Source organism: Alkalihalobacillus sp. FSL W8-0930, assembly GCA_037965595.1.
Taxonomy (GTDB): domain Bacteria; phylum Bacillota; class Bacilli; order Bacillales; family Bacillaceae_D; genus Alkalicoccobacillus.
The window spans coordinates 1,028,642-1,045,960 of record CP150183.1 but is presented as its reverse complement, the minus strand read 5'-3'; the positions used below and the strand labels follow the sequence as shown (position 1 = coordinate 1,045,960).

Genomic DNA, 17,319 nt, shown 5'->3' with positions numbered 1-17,319 from the left:
GCAGATGCGGAGGACTAACAATGTCACAACCCAAACATTTAGTCATTACACACAATTTATCAGAGGAATCGCTTCAACAAATTAAGGAAGTCGCTCCTGATTGGTCAATTGATTACGGGAAAGATCCTGAGAAGTGGGAATCTAAGCTTGAAGATGCAAGTGTCATTGTAGGTTGGAAAAAAGAGTTGAAGAACTTAAACTTCAATCAACCAAGCTCGCTTGAATGGCTACAGACTTGGAGTGCAGGAGTGGATTACTTACCACTTGAAGAAATGAATCAAGGCGGAATCACTGTAACAAGCGCAAACGGTGTGCATGCCTACCCTATATCTGAAACCATCTTTGCCTTAATGCTCGGACTCACTCGCAAAATTCATTCCTATGTCCGCAATCAACAAACAAAATCATGGGAAAATGAAGGCCTAAAGCTTGAGATCCATGGAAAAACAATTGGAATCCTTGGTGTTGGTGCGATTGGTGAAGAGACAGCCAAAATTGCCAAAGCGTTTGGAATGAATGTGCTTGGTCTGCGCCACTCCGGAAAAGAAAATGAGTATGTAGATACAATGTACAAAACGGATCAACTTCAAGAGATGCTACCAGCTTGCGATTACGTTGTCGTCACCCTTCCTTTAACACGGGAAACACATCAGCTCTTTGATAAAGATGCATTCCATGTCATGAAGGAAACTGCATTCTTTATTAACATTGGGCGTGGTGAAATTGTAAAGGAAGCGGACCTTGTCGACGCCTTAACATCCGGACAAATTGCTGGAGCCGGACTCGATGTATTTGAGAAAGAGCCTCTGGAAGAAGACAGCCCACTTTGGGAAATGGATGAAGTCATCATTACGCCACATACGGCTGGGGCGACAGAGCATTACCAGGAGCGCGTCATCCAGGACATCTTCATACCTAACCTGAAGAATTATATAGAAGGCAAAAAACCAACGATTAACGTTGTTGATTATGAAAAGGGTTATTAAACAAAAAAGGAGAATCCTAGAACAACCTAGGATTCTCCTTTTTCTTCGCCTATCTCATCCTTACTAAAAATACTTAGCTTCCATTTGTCTGATATTTTCTTTAACATTCGAATACCTGCGATGCTATTACTGTATTGATTTAAGTCCGGTCCCATCACTCCGATCCCGAGTTTCCCAGGTATAGCGGCTACGATACTTCCGGATACCCCACTTTTAGCTGGAATCCCAACTTCTAAAGCAAAGGAGCCTGATTCATCATACATGCCACATGTAGTCATAAATGCCTTTAATGTTGTGACAACATCCGTAGGGATTAATTCTTCTCCTGAATGCACGCAAATTCCATGATTTGCGATGACAGCAGCCATATTTGAGAGTTCTTCAATGGTGACTTCAATCGCAGTCATTTTCCAATAGACAGGGAGTGTATCTTCAAACTCACCTTTAATAAAGCCATTATGTCGATTATAGTAAAAGAGTGATCGGTTTAGGTCCTGATCCTCTGCTTGGTACACTTCTTCGTTGTAAGATAAATCAGGGTTACCAGTCATTTTTCTGGCAAGAGATAAGATACGCTCAACCTTCTCATCGGCATCCTTCCCCTTCATTAACCCACACATAACAATAGCTCCTGAATTCACTAATGGATTAAGTGGCTTCTCCTTCTCCTGCATCTCCATTTGGATCAGGGAGTGGTAGACGTTACCGGTTGGCGCTTTCCCGGTATATTTAAATACTTCTTCACTTCCATGATCCATTAAAGCGAGTGCTAGCGGAAATAGCTTAGCAATACTTTGCAAGGAAAAGCGCCCCTCGTAATCGCCTGCGCGCACGGTTGTGCCATTCGTTGAGGTCAGTGACACCGTTACAGCCCCATGGTCATTATTATCCACGGCTTCGATATAATCAGGGATCTCACCCTTTCGTGCAAGCTGTTTTTCTTCTTCAATGATTTTCTCTAGATATTCAAGGATTTCTTCTTGCATATTTTCCATGTCAGACCCTCCTCCCTTCCCTATTCCCGCTTTACAAAAGGTTATGTATACAATTCTCTAAGAATATAAAAAAACGTGGGCCCTTTCACTTAAGGAAAGTCCCACGTTCTCGTCCATTCTATGCGTTCACTTCTCTTTTCTCACCGATCGCTGCAAGTCTTGCATCAATCTCTGCTTCAGAAAGATTGTGTTCTTTATTAATATATAAGTTACGTGGGTGTACGCGACACTCTGGAGTGCATCCACGCATATATTTATGTTCGTTTTCTTCAGATGCAATAATTTGTTTATTACACTCTGGGTTTGCACAATTCACATAACGTTCACATGGCTCACCGTCAAAATGATCACGTCCTACAACAACATGTTCTTTTTGGTTGATTGGAACCGTTAAACGCTCATCAAACACGTAGCATTGCCCGTCCCAAAGCTCACCTTGTACTTCAGGGTCTTTCCCGTAACTGACAATTCCTCCATGAAGCTGAGACACATCCTCAAAGCCTTCACGCTTTAACCAGCCCGAGAACTTTTCACAACGAATGCCCCCTGTGCAATACGTTAATAGCTTCTTACCTTCAAGCATTTCTTTATTGTTACGAACCCATTCTGGAAGCTCGCGGAATGTGCGAATGTCTGGCTTAATCGCCCCACGAAAATGACCAATCTCATATTCGTAGTCATTTCTTGCATCTATGATCACTGTATTTTCATCCTGCATTTGTTCAAAAAATTCTTTAGGAGCCAGGTAATTACCTGTTTGCTCTTTCGGATTGATGTCGTCTTCTAGTGACAAGTTCACTAACTCAGAACGAGGACGTACGTGCATCTTCTTAAATGCATGCTTGTCTGCTTCATCAATTTTAAAAACTGTATCTTTAAAACGTTCATCGGCATGCATGGCTTCCATGTATGCTTCTGTTTGCTCAATGCTACCAGAAACCGTTCCATTAATACCTTCTGACGCTACAAGAATTCTTCCTTTTAACCCAAGCTCCTTACAGAAAGCAAGATGCTCGGCAGAAAATGCCTCTGGATCTTCAATTGTTACATATTGATAGTAAAGTAATACTTGATACGTAGTGTCTGTCATTTGACTCATATTAAATAAACCACCTATTCATTTATATTTGCAGGATACAAATCTTAGGCTTGCCTATGTGTATAGGCTCTCTAATCTTAATTCCTTGACCGGCATTATTTTAACAGAAATTGCACCTAGAATCCAGAGGACTTTTAATGGAAGTCTACATTTTCACATAATACTCCTTCATTTTGGAGACGTTATAAGGGGTGTTTTTAGTTTTAAGTCCTTATTTGTGAGGAATAGATGAGGGAATGATCATTTAGGGGGTAACAAAAGTGGAAAAAGTATTTATTAGTCCAAGCCGTTATGTACAAGGAAAAAACATTTTACAAGGTGGCGCAAGTAGCTACATACAGAAGCTCGGGAAACACGCTCTCCTTATTGCAGATGAATTTGTATGGGATATGGCAGGGAATCAATTAGTCGATACACTTAAACAAGATGGAATCGAAGCTGAAAAAGTAACATTTGGTGGAGAATCTTCACTGAACGAGATCGATCGTATCATCAAACTTGGCAAAGAAAGCTCAGTTGATGTTGTGATTGGATTAGGTGGAGGAAAAACACTTGATACCGCTAAAGGGGTAGCTGATAAGTTAGGATATCCAGTGGCAATCATTCCTACTACTGCTTCAACAGATGCACCAACTTCTGGACTATCTGTTATCTACTCTGATGAAGGTGTATTTGAAACATACTCCTTCTATGATAAGAACCCAGATCTAGTCATTGTAGACTCTGCGGTTATCGCAGGTGCTCCTCCACGTTTCTTAGTATCTGGTATTGCTGATGCATTAGCTACATGGGTTGAAGCTCGTGCAGTTAAACAATCCAACGGACAAATTATGTCTGGTGGACAACCAACAATTGCGGGTCAAGCCATTGCTGAAAAAGCAGAGGAAGTCTTATTTGAATACAGCATTCAAGCAGTAGAAGCCAACAAGAATAAGCTTGTGACTCCAGCACTTGAAGCAGTTATCGAAGCAAACACACTTCTAAGTGGGCTTGGCTTTGAAACAGCTGGACTTGCTGCAGCACACGCGATCCATAATGGATTTACAGCGATTCACGGTGACATTCACAACCTGACACATGGTGAAAAGGTTGCTTATGGTACAATCGCACAGCTTGTTCTTGAAAACAAGCCGTTAGACGAGCTTGATCGTTACTTAGAGCTTTATGTTCAGTTAGGCTTACCAGTCACTCTTGAAGAAATTCATCTTCAAGATGCATCTGATGAAGACTTAATGAAGATTGCTGAACTGGCGACACAAGAAGGGGAAACGATTCACAACCTTCCGCAGAAGGTAACTGCAGATGATGTCGTTCAAGCCATCAAAGCAGTTGATGTATATGCGAAGAGCTTTAAAGAACGTTACGGTTTTGATTGATTCGTACATGTGGAAACAGGCAGCTCCCAAATGGGAGCTGCCTGTTTTTTGTCTGTATTATTTTCCTGAAAAAGGTAGACTGTACTTTATGGCTGTCATACCATAAGTATTAAATTGGTAACAATCCTACATAGTCTTAAGTAAAGGAGTTGGTACAGTGCAAGTCAAACGAAAAGCATGGCGTTCATTTTTATGTTTCTTAGGCATTGGTATTGTAGCCGTTTTGTTTCTCTACCCAATGCTCCTTGAGCAAATAAGTGCGCAATTAGATGAGCTAGGCGTTTCTATTGGGCTTCCATTAGAGCTTTTAGCAGCATTGTCATTAATCAATCCCCTACTCTTTATTATTATCGGTCTGACAATCGGTCATTTCTTGGCTGAAAAGACTGGGTTTTCATCATTCGTATATGAAAGAGATCGATATGGGACGCCGTTTTTTACTCGTTTTAAAGCCATTCTTCCATCCGCAATTGGTTTTGGAGTGCTCGCGGGTATCACGATTCTAGTTGTTGATTTCTTACTCCTTCCTTACCTACCTAAAGAATTACATGCTTCCTCTGATGAGATGTCGATTACATTTATTGATCTTGGCACACGGTTTTTGTATGGAGGAATAGCTGAAGAACTTATGCTCCGCTTTGGAGTCATGACCCTTCTTGTATTTCTTATGTGGAAGATCTTTCAACGTCGTAAAACAAAACCAAGCCCAGCCATTGTCTGGATAGGGATTATTCTTTCAGCTCTGCTCTTTGGGCTAGGTCATTACGGTGCAACGGCCGCATTAACTGAGATGACTCCACTTGTTTTTCTTCGTATGATCTTTCTAAATGGGTTTGGAGGGCTTATCTTTGGGTGGCTTTATTGGCGTAAAGGTCTTGAAGCGGCTATGATTGCTCATATCTTTACTCATGTGGTGTTTGTATTTGTTTCGTTGTTACGTTCATTTATTTAACTTTAACAAGAAGAACTGAGACTAACATTAATGCGGATACCAAGACACAAACATAGCACAATATCCGCTACAGGAGAATCCCTCGCACCCGCGAGGGACGGCCTCAGCCCCTTCCGCAGGAGTCTCGGGTTCTCCTTCTTCTCGTCTTACTAAATAATATGGGAAACACGAATGGCGAATGATTTGATCGTAGAATCATTCGCCATTTTATCTCAATCTCTTCTTATTATAATTCTCGAGCCATATCAATTAATGGCGCTTTATTTTCATAATAGTTCGTTAATAAATCCTGCACGTCGATCCCGTTAATGGTTAATCCTTGAATGTCACAATTCTCAATGGCCACGTTGTTTAAACGACAGTTTTCAAAAACAACGTCACGAATGTCTCTTTCTTTGACTTTCGTTTGTGACCACTCTACTTGCTGCAAGTTTTGATCACGGATAAATCCTGAAAACGATACTAGGTCTCTCTGTCCTTTTGGATGGTTCATCATCAAAAAGTCCTCCCCTTGGTTATTTTCTGATTTTTCTAATAGTATACGCCTTTTAGGGTTGGACTGCAAAGAAAAAAATCCATCAATTAAGATGGATTTTCTTCCAGTCGACCAAACCATTCGTATCGGTTCTCAGAGACAAACTGATACAAGGGTACTCCGAGCTTATCTGCTAATGGGAGAAACAATATCAAGGCTAAAGGCATGGCTAGCGGGATATTCATAAGAATTTTTCTAACCGTATAGAAGCCCGTCTTGATTTCATTCGTGGACGTAATCATATGAATTTCATCATACAGGTTTCGATTCCGTAAAAACCGATAATTTGTTTGATGGATTTTCTGTACTGGAAGCCATTCTAATCGATGAAACCAATCTAACTTCACGATGATGGACTTGATGGATTGACATAATGGACATCTGGCATCATAAAAAATAAGATGTTTTTTGCTCATTGTTTCCTCCTCACGAGTTCCATAACCTTGTCATGGATAACGATTCATCAGACTCTGCAGTAATTAAGTAAACATCTGGATTACTTAACTGCTTCCACTCTCTAAACCCAAACCTTGAATCAACATAATGAAGGAGCAATGATAGCAGATTCCCATGTGACACAATGGCAATCCCTTGCGAAGAATCATCGGTTAAAAGCTCTTTTAGTACCGTAACAATTCGGTCCTGAGCCGCCTGACTGGATTCCCCCTCACCAACCACTCGCTCCATATCAGAGAAAGATGCTTTTAACGCATCTAACCAATCATCTAACGGCTGCTTGCTCAGAACACGCTCCGTTAGTCGTTCATCAAGCGTTAATTCTAGCCTTTCTTGTTCACAAAACGGTTTGATCGAATCAACAGCACGGGTATACGGACTTGTTATAACTCGATCAATCTCTTCATGTGTGAGAAATTCGGCAAGCTCCAGTGCCTGCTGCGTACCTTTTTCCGTTAAAGGAGCAGTTGGTTCCTGTCCACTCGCTTCACAATGACGAATTAAATAAATAGATTTCATTCGCTCACTCCCTCATAATGAACATATACTTTACTTTACCATCTCTATTCGTTCTCAAACATTAAAAAGGAGAGATTGTATGTACAAGCTAAAAACAAAGGAAACGGACCAAAGTGTCATTGAATTTATTGAACAAATAGAACATCCCCGAAAACGCGAGGATGCCTACAAGCTCTTAGATTTATTTACAGAGACAAGCGGGTACACAGCCAAAATGTGGGGTCCCACCATCATTGGGTTCGGTCGCTATCACTACCGATATGAAACTGGACACGAAGGTGACGCCCCACTCGTTGGATTCTCTCCCCGTAAAGCGAAAATTAGTTTGTACTTTGCAACTGGCGATACAGAACGCGAACAACTGCTCCAAACCTTTGGTAAACACACGACTGGAAAAGCGTGCGTGTATATTAATAAGCTTGCCGATGTAGATGAAGATGTTTTACGTAAACTGATTACTCAGTCAATTGAGTTTTTGCAGAAGCGGTATGGTGGATAGAGGTTTTTAGCCAGGCCGATACACTAAATCCGTATCTACATCCATTGCAATATCAGGATCTATTTCTTCCACATCCAACCGTTCAAACCTATACAACCGACAAAACACATCTGGAAAGTGCTCCATCTCATAGGTCATCGACATGGCGTGTTTGTACATTTCTCTCACTTTTCTAACAGGATATGATCTTCCCGTAATAAAAATATCCTCCGAGTACCCATCAATCCGAATAATCAATCGATCACAGCTGAGCGCTAGTCAGCTACATATAGCTTTAATTTTTTGTTCCTTTTTATCATACCGTGTATTGTATGAGCCAGCAATCACGGTATTCTCCTTCATGCCATTCACGTGATGGGAGAAGCTTTTGTTTGATGAATCCACACTTTTCATAACACGCTAATGCACGATAGTTCTGTACCTGTGGATCCATCACAAGCGAATGCACATGTTCTTGCTTCTTTAAATTCCTAATCATTGTCTGGACTAACATGGTTCCTACCCCTTTATCGCGATACCCCTCTTCACCAATGAATTGGTCTAGGCCATATATGGTTCCTTCTACTTCCTGAAGTCCATATTCGCTCCTCTCTTCATCATCAATCTCATAATATTGAATGTAACCGATCGCTTGATCCTCCCATTTAATTAAGCATCTAATGGTGGTGCCTTCTTCTTTATAAAACGTTTCTAAAACTTTGTTTAGATCAAAAGGATTGTCTCTTCCTTCATAAAATTCTAAAACAGCTGGATCCGATAACCATTTTGCTAGAAAGGGAGCGTCTTCTTTTAGAAGAGGTCGTATATGAAGCTGGTGATTTTTAATAATCATTACCATCATCCTTTTGCTATAGATTTGTTTAAATAGAACTAGTAAACTTTGTCTATATTAGATAGAAACGAGCTGATCGATTTTGAAACGTGTTGATGTTGCTTCTGCTATTATCTATGACAGAGATGGACGAATTTTACTAGTAGAAAACAAAAAAGAATTAAAGACCTATTGGAGTACTCCTGGTGGAGCCGTTGAACCTGGTGAAACGATTAAAGAAGCTGTTATTCGCGAGGTATTTGAAGAAACAGGCTACCACGTGCAAGTGGGTGAACTACATTCTGTTCGTGAGAGAACCTTTCAAGAGAGAGGTCAGCATGCCATCATCTTCACATTTTACGCTGAGATCATAGGCGGCAGCCTGCTAAATAACGATCCGGATCAAGACATTATAGATATCCAATGGATGGACGATGTATCAGCTAGCCAATGCATGTCAAAGCTGTATAAAGCATTACGGTTAGACAGAAAACAAGATGTTACTCCTTTCTATCAACTAGATTTGTAATACCAATAAAGGCTGGTGTGTATGATGTTTAGAGAAGCGATCTCCCATTTAGAACATGGCGACTACAAAAAAGCTCAGACTCTTTTACTCGCTTTAGTCAAAGAGAAGCCGAACGATGCCGAACTACATTTTTATTTGGCCTCAACGTATGATGGACTCGGTCAGGAAGCTGAAGCCATTCCTTTTTACCAGAAAGCAATTGAGCTCGGTTTGACTGGAATCAACTATGAAAAAGCATTTGTTCAGTTAGGAAGTAGTTTACGTTGTATTGGTAAATACGAAGAAGCTCAGGAAATCTTTCAAAAAGGGCTAAAAGAATTCCCTGAAAATGCAGCACTGTCTGCCTTTCAAGCGATTACGGAGTATAACCTCGGACACAATCGTCAATCGATCCAACGTCTATTAGGTCTTCTACTCAAAGAGCCTACCAATGAATGGATTCAGACGTACAAAAAAGCTCTGACCTTTTATTCAAAACATTTAGATGAAACGTGGACTGATACGTCAGACACATAAGCTTCAACATTTTCCACATTAAAAGAGTTGGACTGTGCCCTTTGACCAAGTATAATTTACGGAAATACCGAACAAAAAGGGATGTGACAGATGAGACGCTTTTTCTTACTAATTGCCGTGGTGGTACTCGTATTCACCACTCGACATATATGGATGGAACCTGCAAAAGAACTACTGCCTGCTTCCATCATCGAACCGATTCAACGTGACATGGATAGCTCAGTCGATCATTTATCTGATCTAGTTCAATCCATTCTTCCCAATCAAAATAGCCTTTCGCAATCCAAGGACGAAGAAATAGAAAGAGCCGCACCGGAATTAGATACACCTGATCAACTATTCTCTGTTCACAATACGGAGCTTGGCGATTCTCGGACAGATGTTGAAACCGAACTCGGAGAACCTATGAGAACCTCAAGAAATGAGTATGGCATAGATTGGGTAGCGTACCATGATGACTATCATGAGTTTGTGATGGTTGCGTATGATGCGCAGGATTCCGTGAAAGGTCTCTATACAAATCAAGATTTAATTAGCTCAACTACTCCTATTCAGTATGGTACGTCTAAGGATGAAGTACGAGAACAATTTGGAGAACCTGAGGCTTATATGAGGAAAGGTCTATACCGCTATGAGGTGAACCAGGATCAGGAATATGACTTGTTTCAGTTAGATGATAGCTATGTGACTGTCTTTTATGACAAGCATCAGGACCAAATGGTGACAGCCATTCAGTTAATCGATGCAAACCTGGAACAATCGAAAAAGGATTTATATACACAGGCAAGCGACGAACTTAAAGAAGGTTTTGAGTATCAATTGTTTGATTTAACTAATGCCTCTCGCGTGAACCATGGACTCGAAGTCTTAACATGGGATGACCAAGTACGAGAGACTGCGCGAAATCACAGCTTGGACATGGCCGAAAATCAATATTTCAGCCACACGAACCTCCAAGGCCAGTCTCCATTTGATCGCATGGAACAGGATAATATTTCGTTTAAAACAGCTGGCGAGAACCTAGCTTATGGCCAGATGAGTAGCATTTTTGCGCATGAAGGATTGATGAACTCACAAGGACATCGGGAAAATATCCTCCAGGATCGATTCCTGCGACTAGGTGTAGGGGTTGCCTTTAATGACCAATCTCAGCCTTATTACACGGAGAACTTTTTTACGAGTTGATGAGGTAAATAAGAGATGCCGTAACACTACATTAATACGGTTAGTAAAACTCGAACATAGTAAAATACCCGCTTCAGGAGAATCCCTCGCTTTCCGTGGGTACGGCCCATAGCCGTCAAGTTAAGAAAGGAAAAAGAAAGAGCTCATCCTTTATCTTGTAGTGGATCTAGTATTTTCCATCAGGGTACGTATGGATAGATTGGCTCTTTTTATATTTTTTTGCACCGGATTCTACCGTTTTACTCCATACGCGCATGTGTTTCATAGGCGATCTGTAAGATGTCATAGGGACTTTGATGGCGGTGGCGATGGTCTTTTCGTCCATATCGGTAAATGTTCTCGTAGATATTTTCTAGAACGTCTTCTAATGAAGAACGATGATAGAGAGCGTATCCTTTTGACTCTTCTATAGCCCTTTTGGCATGATGGATACACTTGTATTCACTGCCTTCGAGGTGGTGTTTTTGATGAAGATAGAACCGGCATTGAAACGCCACCATCGAAGAAAGCAGAATGTGTATAAGTTTCCCATACATGTGGCAGAGAAACCGATCTGGATTCATCGCGCGCACGTGATCAATGGCGAAAAGGGATTTCCACGTTTTGAAAAGAATCTCGACTTGCCAGCGTAAGGAATACATCGGATACAATGCTTGCACATCCATTTCTTCCTGTGTTAGGTTAGTGGCAAGGATTTGGGTATGATCCTTTTTGTCGGCGGATTGGGTATGACCCCCTTTCCGTCTTCTTTTTCGTAAACCGGCTTTCCTCTTGTTTTGTTGATCCTCTGTCAATCGTTGCACGATGACACGGGTTTGAAGGGTGTTCTTTCCTTTGACCCCTAATTGGATGACCCCATAATCTTTGATCGCTCCCGGTTCTAGCTGCTTCGCATCTTCTTCTGGTTTGATTTGGATTCGTTCCCCTTGATCATCTCTAGTCCAATAGGTCATATTGGCCGGCGTCCGCGTGATATAAGAAGCGCCTGCACGATCAATTTGTTTCAAATGGTCGCCAGAAAAGTAGCCGAGATCACGGATGATCAAATCTCCTGGCTGGATCGTATCGGCTAATGCATAGGCGGCGTGATGGTCACTTTCTCTTGAACCGCAAAGTAAGGTATGCAAAAATTTCCCCTCATATAGCTCATACTCTAAATGAATTTTCGCTCCATCTGAAGAAGTACCTTCTTTCCTTGGTCGTTCAAATGAAGTCGCATCTAAGATGCGGATCCGAGAAAACGGGGTCTCCGGAAGAGGTGGCATGGCGATGACCTCTTGTTTGCCCGCCAATTGAAAAAACACATGCTTCAAAAAAGCGGCTCCTTTTTCATCGAAGCGTTGGTGTAAGGCTTGTTTGGAGAGCTGGGTATTCGATTCACGCGAAAGAGCTCCACAAAGCTGTGTTAACTCTGTAGAACCCACGGGTTGAGGCAGAAACGCACAAATACTCAAGAAATCCTCAGGTTTTAATTTCTTTAGACGCTGTACAAACCCAACGTCTCGGGCAGATTGGCGAAGGTTCGGTACAGATAAAACGTCCAACACGGTTTTCGCAAACGTACTGAACTCCTCTTTTAAAGACACAAACGATCCCTCCCTAGGACTGGTTAAACCCCCATCCTAACGAAGAATCGTCTATAATTAAACCGATTTTACTTAACTTGACGGCTATGGGGTACGGCCTCAGCCTCTTCCGCGGAAATACACCGCTACAGAGTCTTCACCTCGCACTGTTTCCACTGGAGTCTCAGGTTCTCCTTCCGCTCGTTTTGAGAAACACGAATGGCGAATGATTCGATCGTAGAATCATTCGCCATTTTTCATTGATTTTTAGTTATGTTTCAAGCTCTCTTCGTTTTAAAACAGTCCAAATATAAACACAATCACAATAACTAATGGAACAATTGTCTGCATCAGAAGATACCATAAGTTTGCTGTTCCACTAAGGCTGCCGCTTTCCATCCGGTATTGCTCGAGCAAGAGGCTTTTCTTTACTTTAAAGCCTACAAATAACGCGATAAATAAACACCCGAGGGGAAGCATAATATTTGAGACAAAGAAGTCTGTCAGATCAAAGACTGTCCGATCAAGGATGAGTACATCAGACAGTACATTGTTGGATAATGCCGCTGGAATGCCAGCAATGACTACCAGGATTCCACTAATTAGTGCCACACGATTACGCTTATGCTTTTTGTTTTGCGTAAATGCCGAGATCATAATCTCCATCAAACTAAATGAAGATGTAATCGTCGCAAAAAAGAAGAGTAATAAGAACAAGCTCAAGAATAATCCACCGAAGGGCAGCTGTTCAAACACAGTAGGCAGAACAACAAATAAAAGATTTGGTCCTGAATCCGGGCTAAGGTTAAATGCAAAAACAGCCGGAAAAACGGCAAGCCCTGCCATGAGGGAAACAAGAAGATTCAAAATCACTATGGATCCAGCTGATCTCGGAAGACTTTGTTCATTTCCAAGATAGGAACTGTAGGTCACCATACATGAAAACCCAACCGCTAAAGAGAAGAAGGACTGTCCAAGTGCCTCAAGTGTGCCTGCCGTTGTAATACTGAAGAAGTCTGGACTTAAGAAGAATTTCACTCCCTCCATCGCCCCATCTAACGTTAACCCTCTTACAATGATGATTAGTAAAAAGACAAATAAAAGCGGCATTAAATACTTATTCACTCGTTCTATTCCATTTTTGATTCCAAACGAGAGAACAATGACATTCAAACCAATAAAAACAATGAGACCGATCGCACTTATCAACGGGCTGCCAACGATGGAGCCAAATAACATTTCATAATCTCTACCTGGTTCTAAAATCGATCCAGTTAAAGAAAGAAATGTATATGTGAGGACCCAGCCGCCAATGACAGCATAAAAAGTGAGTAACAGAAAGCAACCGACTACGCCAAAATGGCCAATCCATTTCCACAAGCCTGTAGCGGATAGCTTTTTGTATGCCGAAACAGCCTCCCTTTTTGATCCACGACCGATTACAAATTCAGCAATTAGCAGCGGCATTCCAATCAATACAGTAAAAAAGATAAAGAGCAAGAAAAAGGCGCCACCACCGTTGGTTCCCGTTAAATACGGAAATCTCCATAAGGCACCTAACCCTATAGCTGCCCCGGCTGACGCAAGAATAAATCCAAGTTTAGAAGACCATTGTTCTTTCATAATTAAACCTGCTAAGTCGCAGAATGACACCTGCCTTTTTTTATTCGAATAGACTTACATTGAAGGCTTTTTAGACAAAAGTCAAGTTCGCCCTCAGAAATCGGGACAAAAGTTATCTATTTCTCCGTACCACATCTATGTATACTTACCCTAGCAGATCTTTTCATACGGGGCTGGCAGCACCTCTTTACAAAGGGGGTGAGGCCATACATGACAGTTTATGAGGCACTAACGACCATGATCGGATTTTCCATGCTCGTACTTGCCATCCTGTCTTTCAGAAATGAAAAATAAGCCCCGTATATGAGTTGACCGCTCACGGGGCTTATTTGTGCTCTATTGCGCCAGTCTCAATAAAGATCAGCTATCTGCTCCCATTAGCGTGGGGGCAGTTTTTTCAACCATTTCTAGCTTTATTATAACGAAATGACGCATACCATTTCAATGGGTAGATGTTGAAACTTTTTTGCGTTTCAACCGAATAGATGGAAGAAGACATAACGATTGGGGGATAGAATGGAAACCATAAGTACCAACTCAAAAGGAAATCGAATTCGTTTATTAGATATACTCCGAGGCTTTGCCATCATTGGCACTCTTGGCACAAACATCTGGTTATTTGCTGATCCAGGTGCAGCACTCTCATTGTTAACCATGCAAGAAGGAATGGGCACAGCCGACGCATGGGTACATGGCTTTCTTGCCGTGTTCACCAACGGAAAATTCCTCGGGCTCCTTACGATCATGTTTGGAATCGGACTTGAACTGAAGTATCAGAAATCTTTACGTGATGGTCGTCCCTGGCTCCGCATGTATATATGGACGATGATCTTACTCGGGTTAGACGGGCTACTGCACTTTGTCTTTGTCTTTGAGTACGATGTCTTAATGAGTTATGCATTCACCGGAATCATCGTCGCATTCCTTGTAGGCCTTCGTCATCAAACATTAAACTGGATTATGGCAGGTGCCGCAACGATTCATATTATTGGTCTTATGTTGATCTCCGTTGCCTGGGTGTGGCTCATGAATGCAGAGGGCGCTCTCGAAGAGCTTATCGGTTCGTTCCAGGAAACAGAAGCGGTATATACAACAGGTACATATCTGGAACAAATTCAGTTCAGACTCTCCGATTTTATCGAATTACGCTTTGAAGCGATCGCCATTATATGTATGAACTTGTTTCTTTATCTTTTAGGCATTCGCTTATATCGTGCGGGCGCATTTAGCCAGGACGAAAAAGGACGCGCGATCCGTAAACGATTAATGGTCTGTGGACTCGGACTCGGTATTCCATTAAACGCCCTTGTCTTTGTACCTGGTAACGTCTTTGACCTGGCCAGTCGCTATCTCTTCGCCCCGGTGCTATCGCTTGGATACATCGGACTTCTTGCCTTTTTATTAGAACGAAATGTATTAAAGTGGATTCTTGCACGCTTTGAAATGATCGGTAAAACAGCCTTAAGCTGTTATGTCCTGCAAAATATTCTAGGCTCCATTTTATTCTACAGCTGGGGCCTTGGCCTCGCACCTGTTGTAAATGTCTATCAAGTACTAGCTGCCTGGGCAGGAATTACAGCCGTTATGATGATTGTCGCTCAGTTGTTTGTAAAATATCTCGGGACAGGACCACTTGAATGGATTTGGAGAAAATGTTCAAATGCTCCATTTAAGAAAGTGGCTTAAGAGTTAGGGTTTGGTAAGCTCCTTCATGAAGATGAGGGGGCTTGTTTGTTGACTTCCTGCTCTCTTTGTTGATTCTTTACTCTCTTTGTTGATTCCTTACTCTTTTCGTTGATTCTTTGCTCTCTTCATCGATTCCTTGCTCTCTTCGTCGATTCCCTGCTCTCTCCGTCGATTCACCTGCTCTCTTCGTCGATTCCCTGCTCTCTCCGTCGATTCACCTGCTCTCTTCGCCGATTCCGTGCTCTCTTTGTTGATTCCCGGCTCTCTACGCCGATTCCACGCTCTCTTCGTCGATTCCCCGCTCCCCTCAACTCACGCAAACTCCTCCAAGAAACAAAGTAGCTCCTTCCACGATTTCTTTGTAGCTTCTGCATTTGCTGCCTTCGTTCCACCAAAATCCATAATCATTCTACCGCCTACATGCATGAGCACATTCGCTGGCATCCCTGGTAATGCGTAAGGGAACGCAAGAAAATGTCCAGCTTCTTCAAAATGTAGTTCGCGTGACTCTCCCTCTATTTCCTGCGCAATTTGTCTCGCAAATCGCTCTGAGGGCCACACTTGATCCTGCCCACCTGCGATAAGCAGCAAGGGAGCATTGATACGTTCGACCTCTATTCGGCTCGCTTCCAGCTTCTCCGGCTTAGATAGGCTGTTCTCCCAAATAGATAGAAAGGAAACGGGCTTACGTTTAATCATCCCTCCAAGCATTGAGAACATTTGTGCAGGTCGATACTTAAAGGTGAGGTACGGTAAATCCTTTCCTTTCAGTGTCCAGGAAGGAATAGGAGCATAAATTGTATTTCTTAAACCTGAGGTCACATAGGCACCTGGTGCCCCAGCCACAACGGCCTTAAACTCATCAGGATAAACGGAGGCAAGTAATAATGCTGCTTCTGCACCTCTGGAGTAACCAATGAGTGTCACTTTCTCAATATTAAATCGTCCCTTCACCCACTGAATGGCTCCATCGAAAGATTCTAAAGGGATCTGGTCTAAATCCTTTGGCACACCCTCTTGACCAAAATACGCTAAGGCAAACACGTTGTAGCCTTTAGTAGCGAGCAGAGCGGCGGCATGCTCTTGAATCTCGCCATCCGACCCTCCTAAAACAACTACAACTGGTTTTACCATATCCTGCTCTTGGTAAAAAAGTGTTCCCACCACCCCATCTTCACGAACAACCTCTCGACTCACATCCTCATGCTTAAATGCTCGAATGGCCGTAACCTGATCAACTTCTTCACCTTCTCGCTTCAACGTCCACTTCATTTCAAGCTCAGCTGCATCCGATTTATAAAAGTAATCACCATGCACCTTACCGACTTCTTCTGCAGACCAAAACAACCCTTCCACATCTGATTGGGGAAGGGTTTGTTCGCCTTTTTCATTTACGTTAATACACACTGATGACTTAAATTCACGATCCTGTTGGTCAATCAGTCTCAGTTCAATGTCTAGCTTCTCTTCAGGCGTGCATCCTGATACCGTAATCGTTGTACATTCATCAATTAACGCTTGCCTAGGCGTAACATGAATCTCTGGTTTATTCTCCATCCAATACTCCCCTCTGATGAAACAGTTCCTTCAAGCTCGAAGTCTCGTCTTCAAGTAACGTATAATACACTTCTGTCCCGTCTTCCGTTCGCTCCATTAAAATGGCTTCAGTCGTATCATCACGTAACCAAAGAAACATCGGATTCGCTTCTTGTTCAATAAGATCTAAACGATATTGTGCGGGTTCAATATCCAGAATCCCATCCATCTTTTTAGCCGATTGCAAAATGGACACCATCTGATCTACATCTTCCTTCTCTGTCCATTCCTCAATCGGTTCATCATCAACTTGTTCATAACCAACCAACTCATACAGCTTAATTTCCTGTACTCCGTGATTGGGTTGGTTTTGTTGATTACAAGCGCCTAACACACCAAGAATTAAACATAACAAAACGATCATCGTACTTTTTTTCATTAAAATTCCTCG

The 17,319-nt window shown here is 42.1% G+C and carries 19 protein-coding genes; 8 read left to right on the top strand and 11 right to left on the bottom strand.

Annotation, left to right across the window (positions count from 1 at the left end; all coding sequences use genetic code 11):
• Positions 1-20 precede the first annotated feature (20 nt).
• Positions 21-986: a D-2-hydroxyacid dehydrogenase gene (locus NSQ54_05545; protein WYP27574.1), complete on the top strand. Its 966-nt coding sequence runs from the start codon at positions 21-23 to the stop codon at positions 984-986.
• A gap of 26 nt (positions 987-1,012) precedes the next feature.
• On the opposite strand, the gene glsA is transcribed toward NSQ54_05545, so the two are convergent.
• Together glsA and NSQ54_05535 are read right to left on the bottom strand one after the other, a co-directional pair.
• The gene (gene glsA, locus NSQ54_05540; GenBank protein ID WYP27573.1) at positions 1,013-1,981 is read right to left on the bottom strand and encodes a glutaminase A; all 969 of its coding nucleotides are present in this window, start codon (positions 1,979-1,981) and stop codon (positions 1,013-1,015) included.
• 118 nt (positions 1,982-2,099) lie between these two features.
• Positions 2,100-3,071, bottom strand: coding sequence for a rhodanese-related sulfurtransferase (locus tag NSQ54_05535; protein ID WYP28501.1), 972 nt, complete (start codon positions 3,069-3,071; stop codon positions 2,100-2,102).
• Between the two features lie 269 nt (positions 3,072-3,340).
• Here NSQ54_05535 and NSQ54_05530 point away from each other — a divergent pair, with 269 nt between their 5' ends.
• Both NSQ54_05530 and NSQ54_05525 read left to right on the top strand, forming a co-directional pair.
• Positions 3,341-4,456, top strand: coding sequence for a glycerol dehydrogenase (locus NSQ54_05530; GenBank protein ID WYP27572.1), 1,116 nt, complete (start codon positions 3,341-3,343; stop codon positions 4,454-4,456).
• 157 nt (positions 4,457-4,613) lie between these two features.
• Positions 4,614-5,408, top strand: a complete 795-nt coding sequence (locus NSQ54_05525; GenBank protein WYP27571.1) for a CPBP family intramembrane glutamic endopeptidase — start codon at positions 4,614-4,616, stop codon at positions 5,406-5,408.
• A 226-nt stretch (positions 5,409-5,634) separates the two neighbouring features.
• Here the strand turns inward: NSQ54_05525 and NSQ54_05520 are convergent, their stop codons facing one another.
• From NSQ54_05520 to NSQ54_05510, 3 genes are all read right to left on the bottom strand, one after another.
• The gene (locus NSQ54_05520) at positions 5,635-5,904 is read right to left on the bottom strand and encodes a hypothetical protein (protein ID WYP27570.1); all 270 of its coding nucleotides are present in this window, start codon (positions 5,902-5,904) and stop codon (positions 5,635-5,637) included.
• 86 nt (positions 5,905-5,990) lie between these two features.
• The gene (locus NSQ54_05515) at positions 5,991-6,359 is read right to left on the bottom strand and encodes a DUF393 domain-containing protein (protein ID WYP27569.1); all 369 of its coding nucleotides are present in this window, start codon (positions 6,357-6,359) and stop codon (positions 5,991-5,993) included.
• 10 nt (positions 6,360-6,369) lie between these two features.
• Positions 6,370-6,918: a histidine phosphatase family protein gene (locus tag NSQ54_05510; protein ID WYP27568.1), complete on the bottom strand. Its 549-nt coding sequence runs from the start codon at positions 6,916-6,918 to the stop codon at positions 6,370-6,372.
• 79 nt (positions 6,919-6,997) lie between these two features.
• Here NSQ54_05510 and NSQ54_05505 point away from each other — a divergent pair, with 79 nt between their 5' ends.
• The gene (locus NSQ54_05505) at positions 6,998-7,417 is read left to right on the top strand and encodes a DUF1801 domain-containing protein (protein WYP27567.1); all 420 of its coding nucleotides are present in this window, start codon (positions 6,998-7,000) and stop codon (positions 7,415-7,417) included.
• 6 nt (positions 7,418-7,423) lie between these two features.
• Here the strand turns inward: NSQ54_05505 and NSQ54_05500 are convergent, their stop codons facing one another.
• Positions 7,424-7,654, bottom strand: coding sequence for a hypothetical protein (locus NSQ54_05500; protein WYP27566.1), 231 nt, complete (start codon positions 7,652-7,654; stop codon positions 7,424-7,426).
• A gap of 58 nt (positions 7,655-7,712) precedes the next feature.
• Entirely contained in the window at positions 7,713-8,249 is a 537-nt protein-coding gene (locus NSQ54_05495) for a GNAT family N-acetyltransferase (GenBank protein ID WYP27565.1), read from the bottom strand.
• Between the two features lie 82 nt (positions 8,250-8,331).
• Between NSQ54_05495 and NSQ54_05490 the strand changes: the two genes are divergently transcribed.
• The 3 genes from NSQ54_05490 to NSQ54_05480 all read left to right on the top strand — a co-directional run bounded on the left by NSQ54_05490 (position 8,332) and on the right by NSQ54_05480 (position 10,458).
• Positions 8,332-8,757 (top strand): NUDIX hydrolase, encoded by a 426-nt coding sequence (locus NSQ54_05490; GenBank protein WYP27564.1) that lies wholly within the window; start codon positions 8,332-8,334, stop codon positions 8,755-8,757.
• A gap of 21 nt (positions 8,758-8,778) precedes the next feature.
• On the top strand, positions 8,779-9,273 hold the full coding sequence (locus NSQ54_05485; protein WYP27563.1) for a tetratricopeptide repeat protein: 495 nt from the start codon (positions 8,779-8,781) through the stop codon (positions 9,271-9,273).
• 90 nt (positions 9,274-9,363) lie between these two features.
• On the top strand, positions 9,364-10,458 hold the full coding sequence (locus NSQ54_05480) for a CAP domain-containing protein (protein WYP27562.1): 1,095 nt from the start codon (positions 9,364-9,366) through the stop codon (positions 10,456-10,458).
• A gap of 239 nt (positions 10,459-10,697) precedes the next feature.
• Here the strand turns inward: NSQ54_05480 and NSQ54_05475 are convergent, their stop codons facing one another.
• Complete coding sequence (locus NSQ54_05475) at positions 10,698-12,044, bottom strand: IS4 family transposase (protein WYP27561.1); 1,347 nt, start codon at positions 12,042-12,044, stop codon at positions 10,698-10,700.
• 273 nt (positions 12,045-12,317) lie between these two features.
• Entirely contained in the window at positions 12,318-13,646 is a 1,329-nt protein-coding gene (locus tag NSQ54_05470; GenBank protein ID WYP27560.1) for a sodium-dependent transporter, read from the bottom strand.
• A 516-nt stretch (positions 13,647-14,162) separates the two neighbouring features.
• Between NSQ54_05470 and NSQ54_05465 the strand changes: the two genes are divergently transcribed.
• Positions 14,163-15,332: a DUF418 domain-containing protein gene (locus NSQ54_05465; protein WYP27559.1), complete on the top strand. Its 1,170-nt coding sequence runs from the start codon at positions 14,163-14,165 to the stop codon at positions 15,330-15,332.
• A 312-nt stretch (positions 15,333-15,644) separates the two neighbouring features.
• On the opposite strand, the gene NSQ54_05460 is transcribed toward NSQ54_05465, so the two are convergent.
• Entirely contained in the window at positions 15,645-16,889 is a 1,245-nt protein-coding gene (locus tag NSQ54_05460; GenBank protein WYP27558.1) for an alpha/beta fold hydrolase, read from the bottom strand.
• Entirely contained in the window at positions 16,879-17,307 is a 429-nt protein-coding gene (locus NSQ54_05455) for a hypothetical protein (GenBank protein WYP27557.1), read from the bottom strand. Before NSQ54_05455 ends, NSQ54_05460 begins: the two co-directional genes overlap by 11 nt.
• Positions 17,308-17,319: the final 12 nt, after the last annotated feature.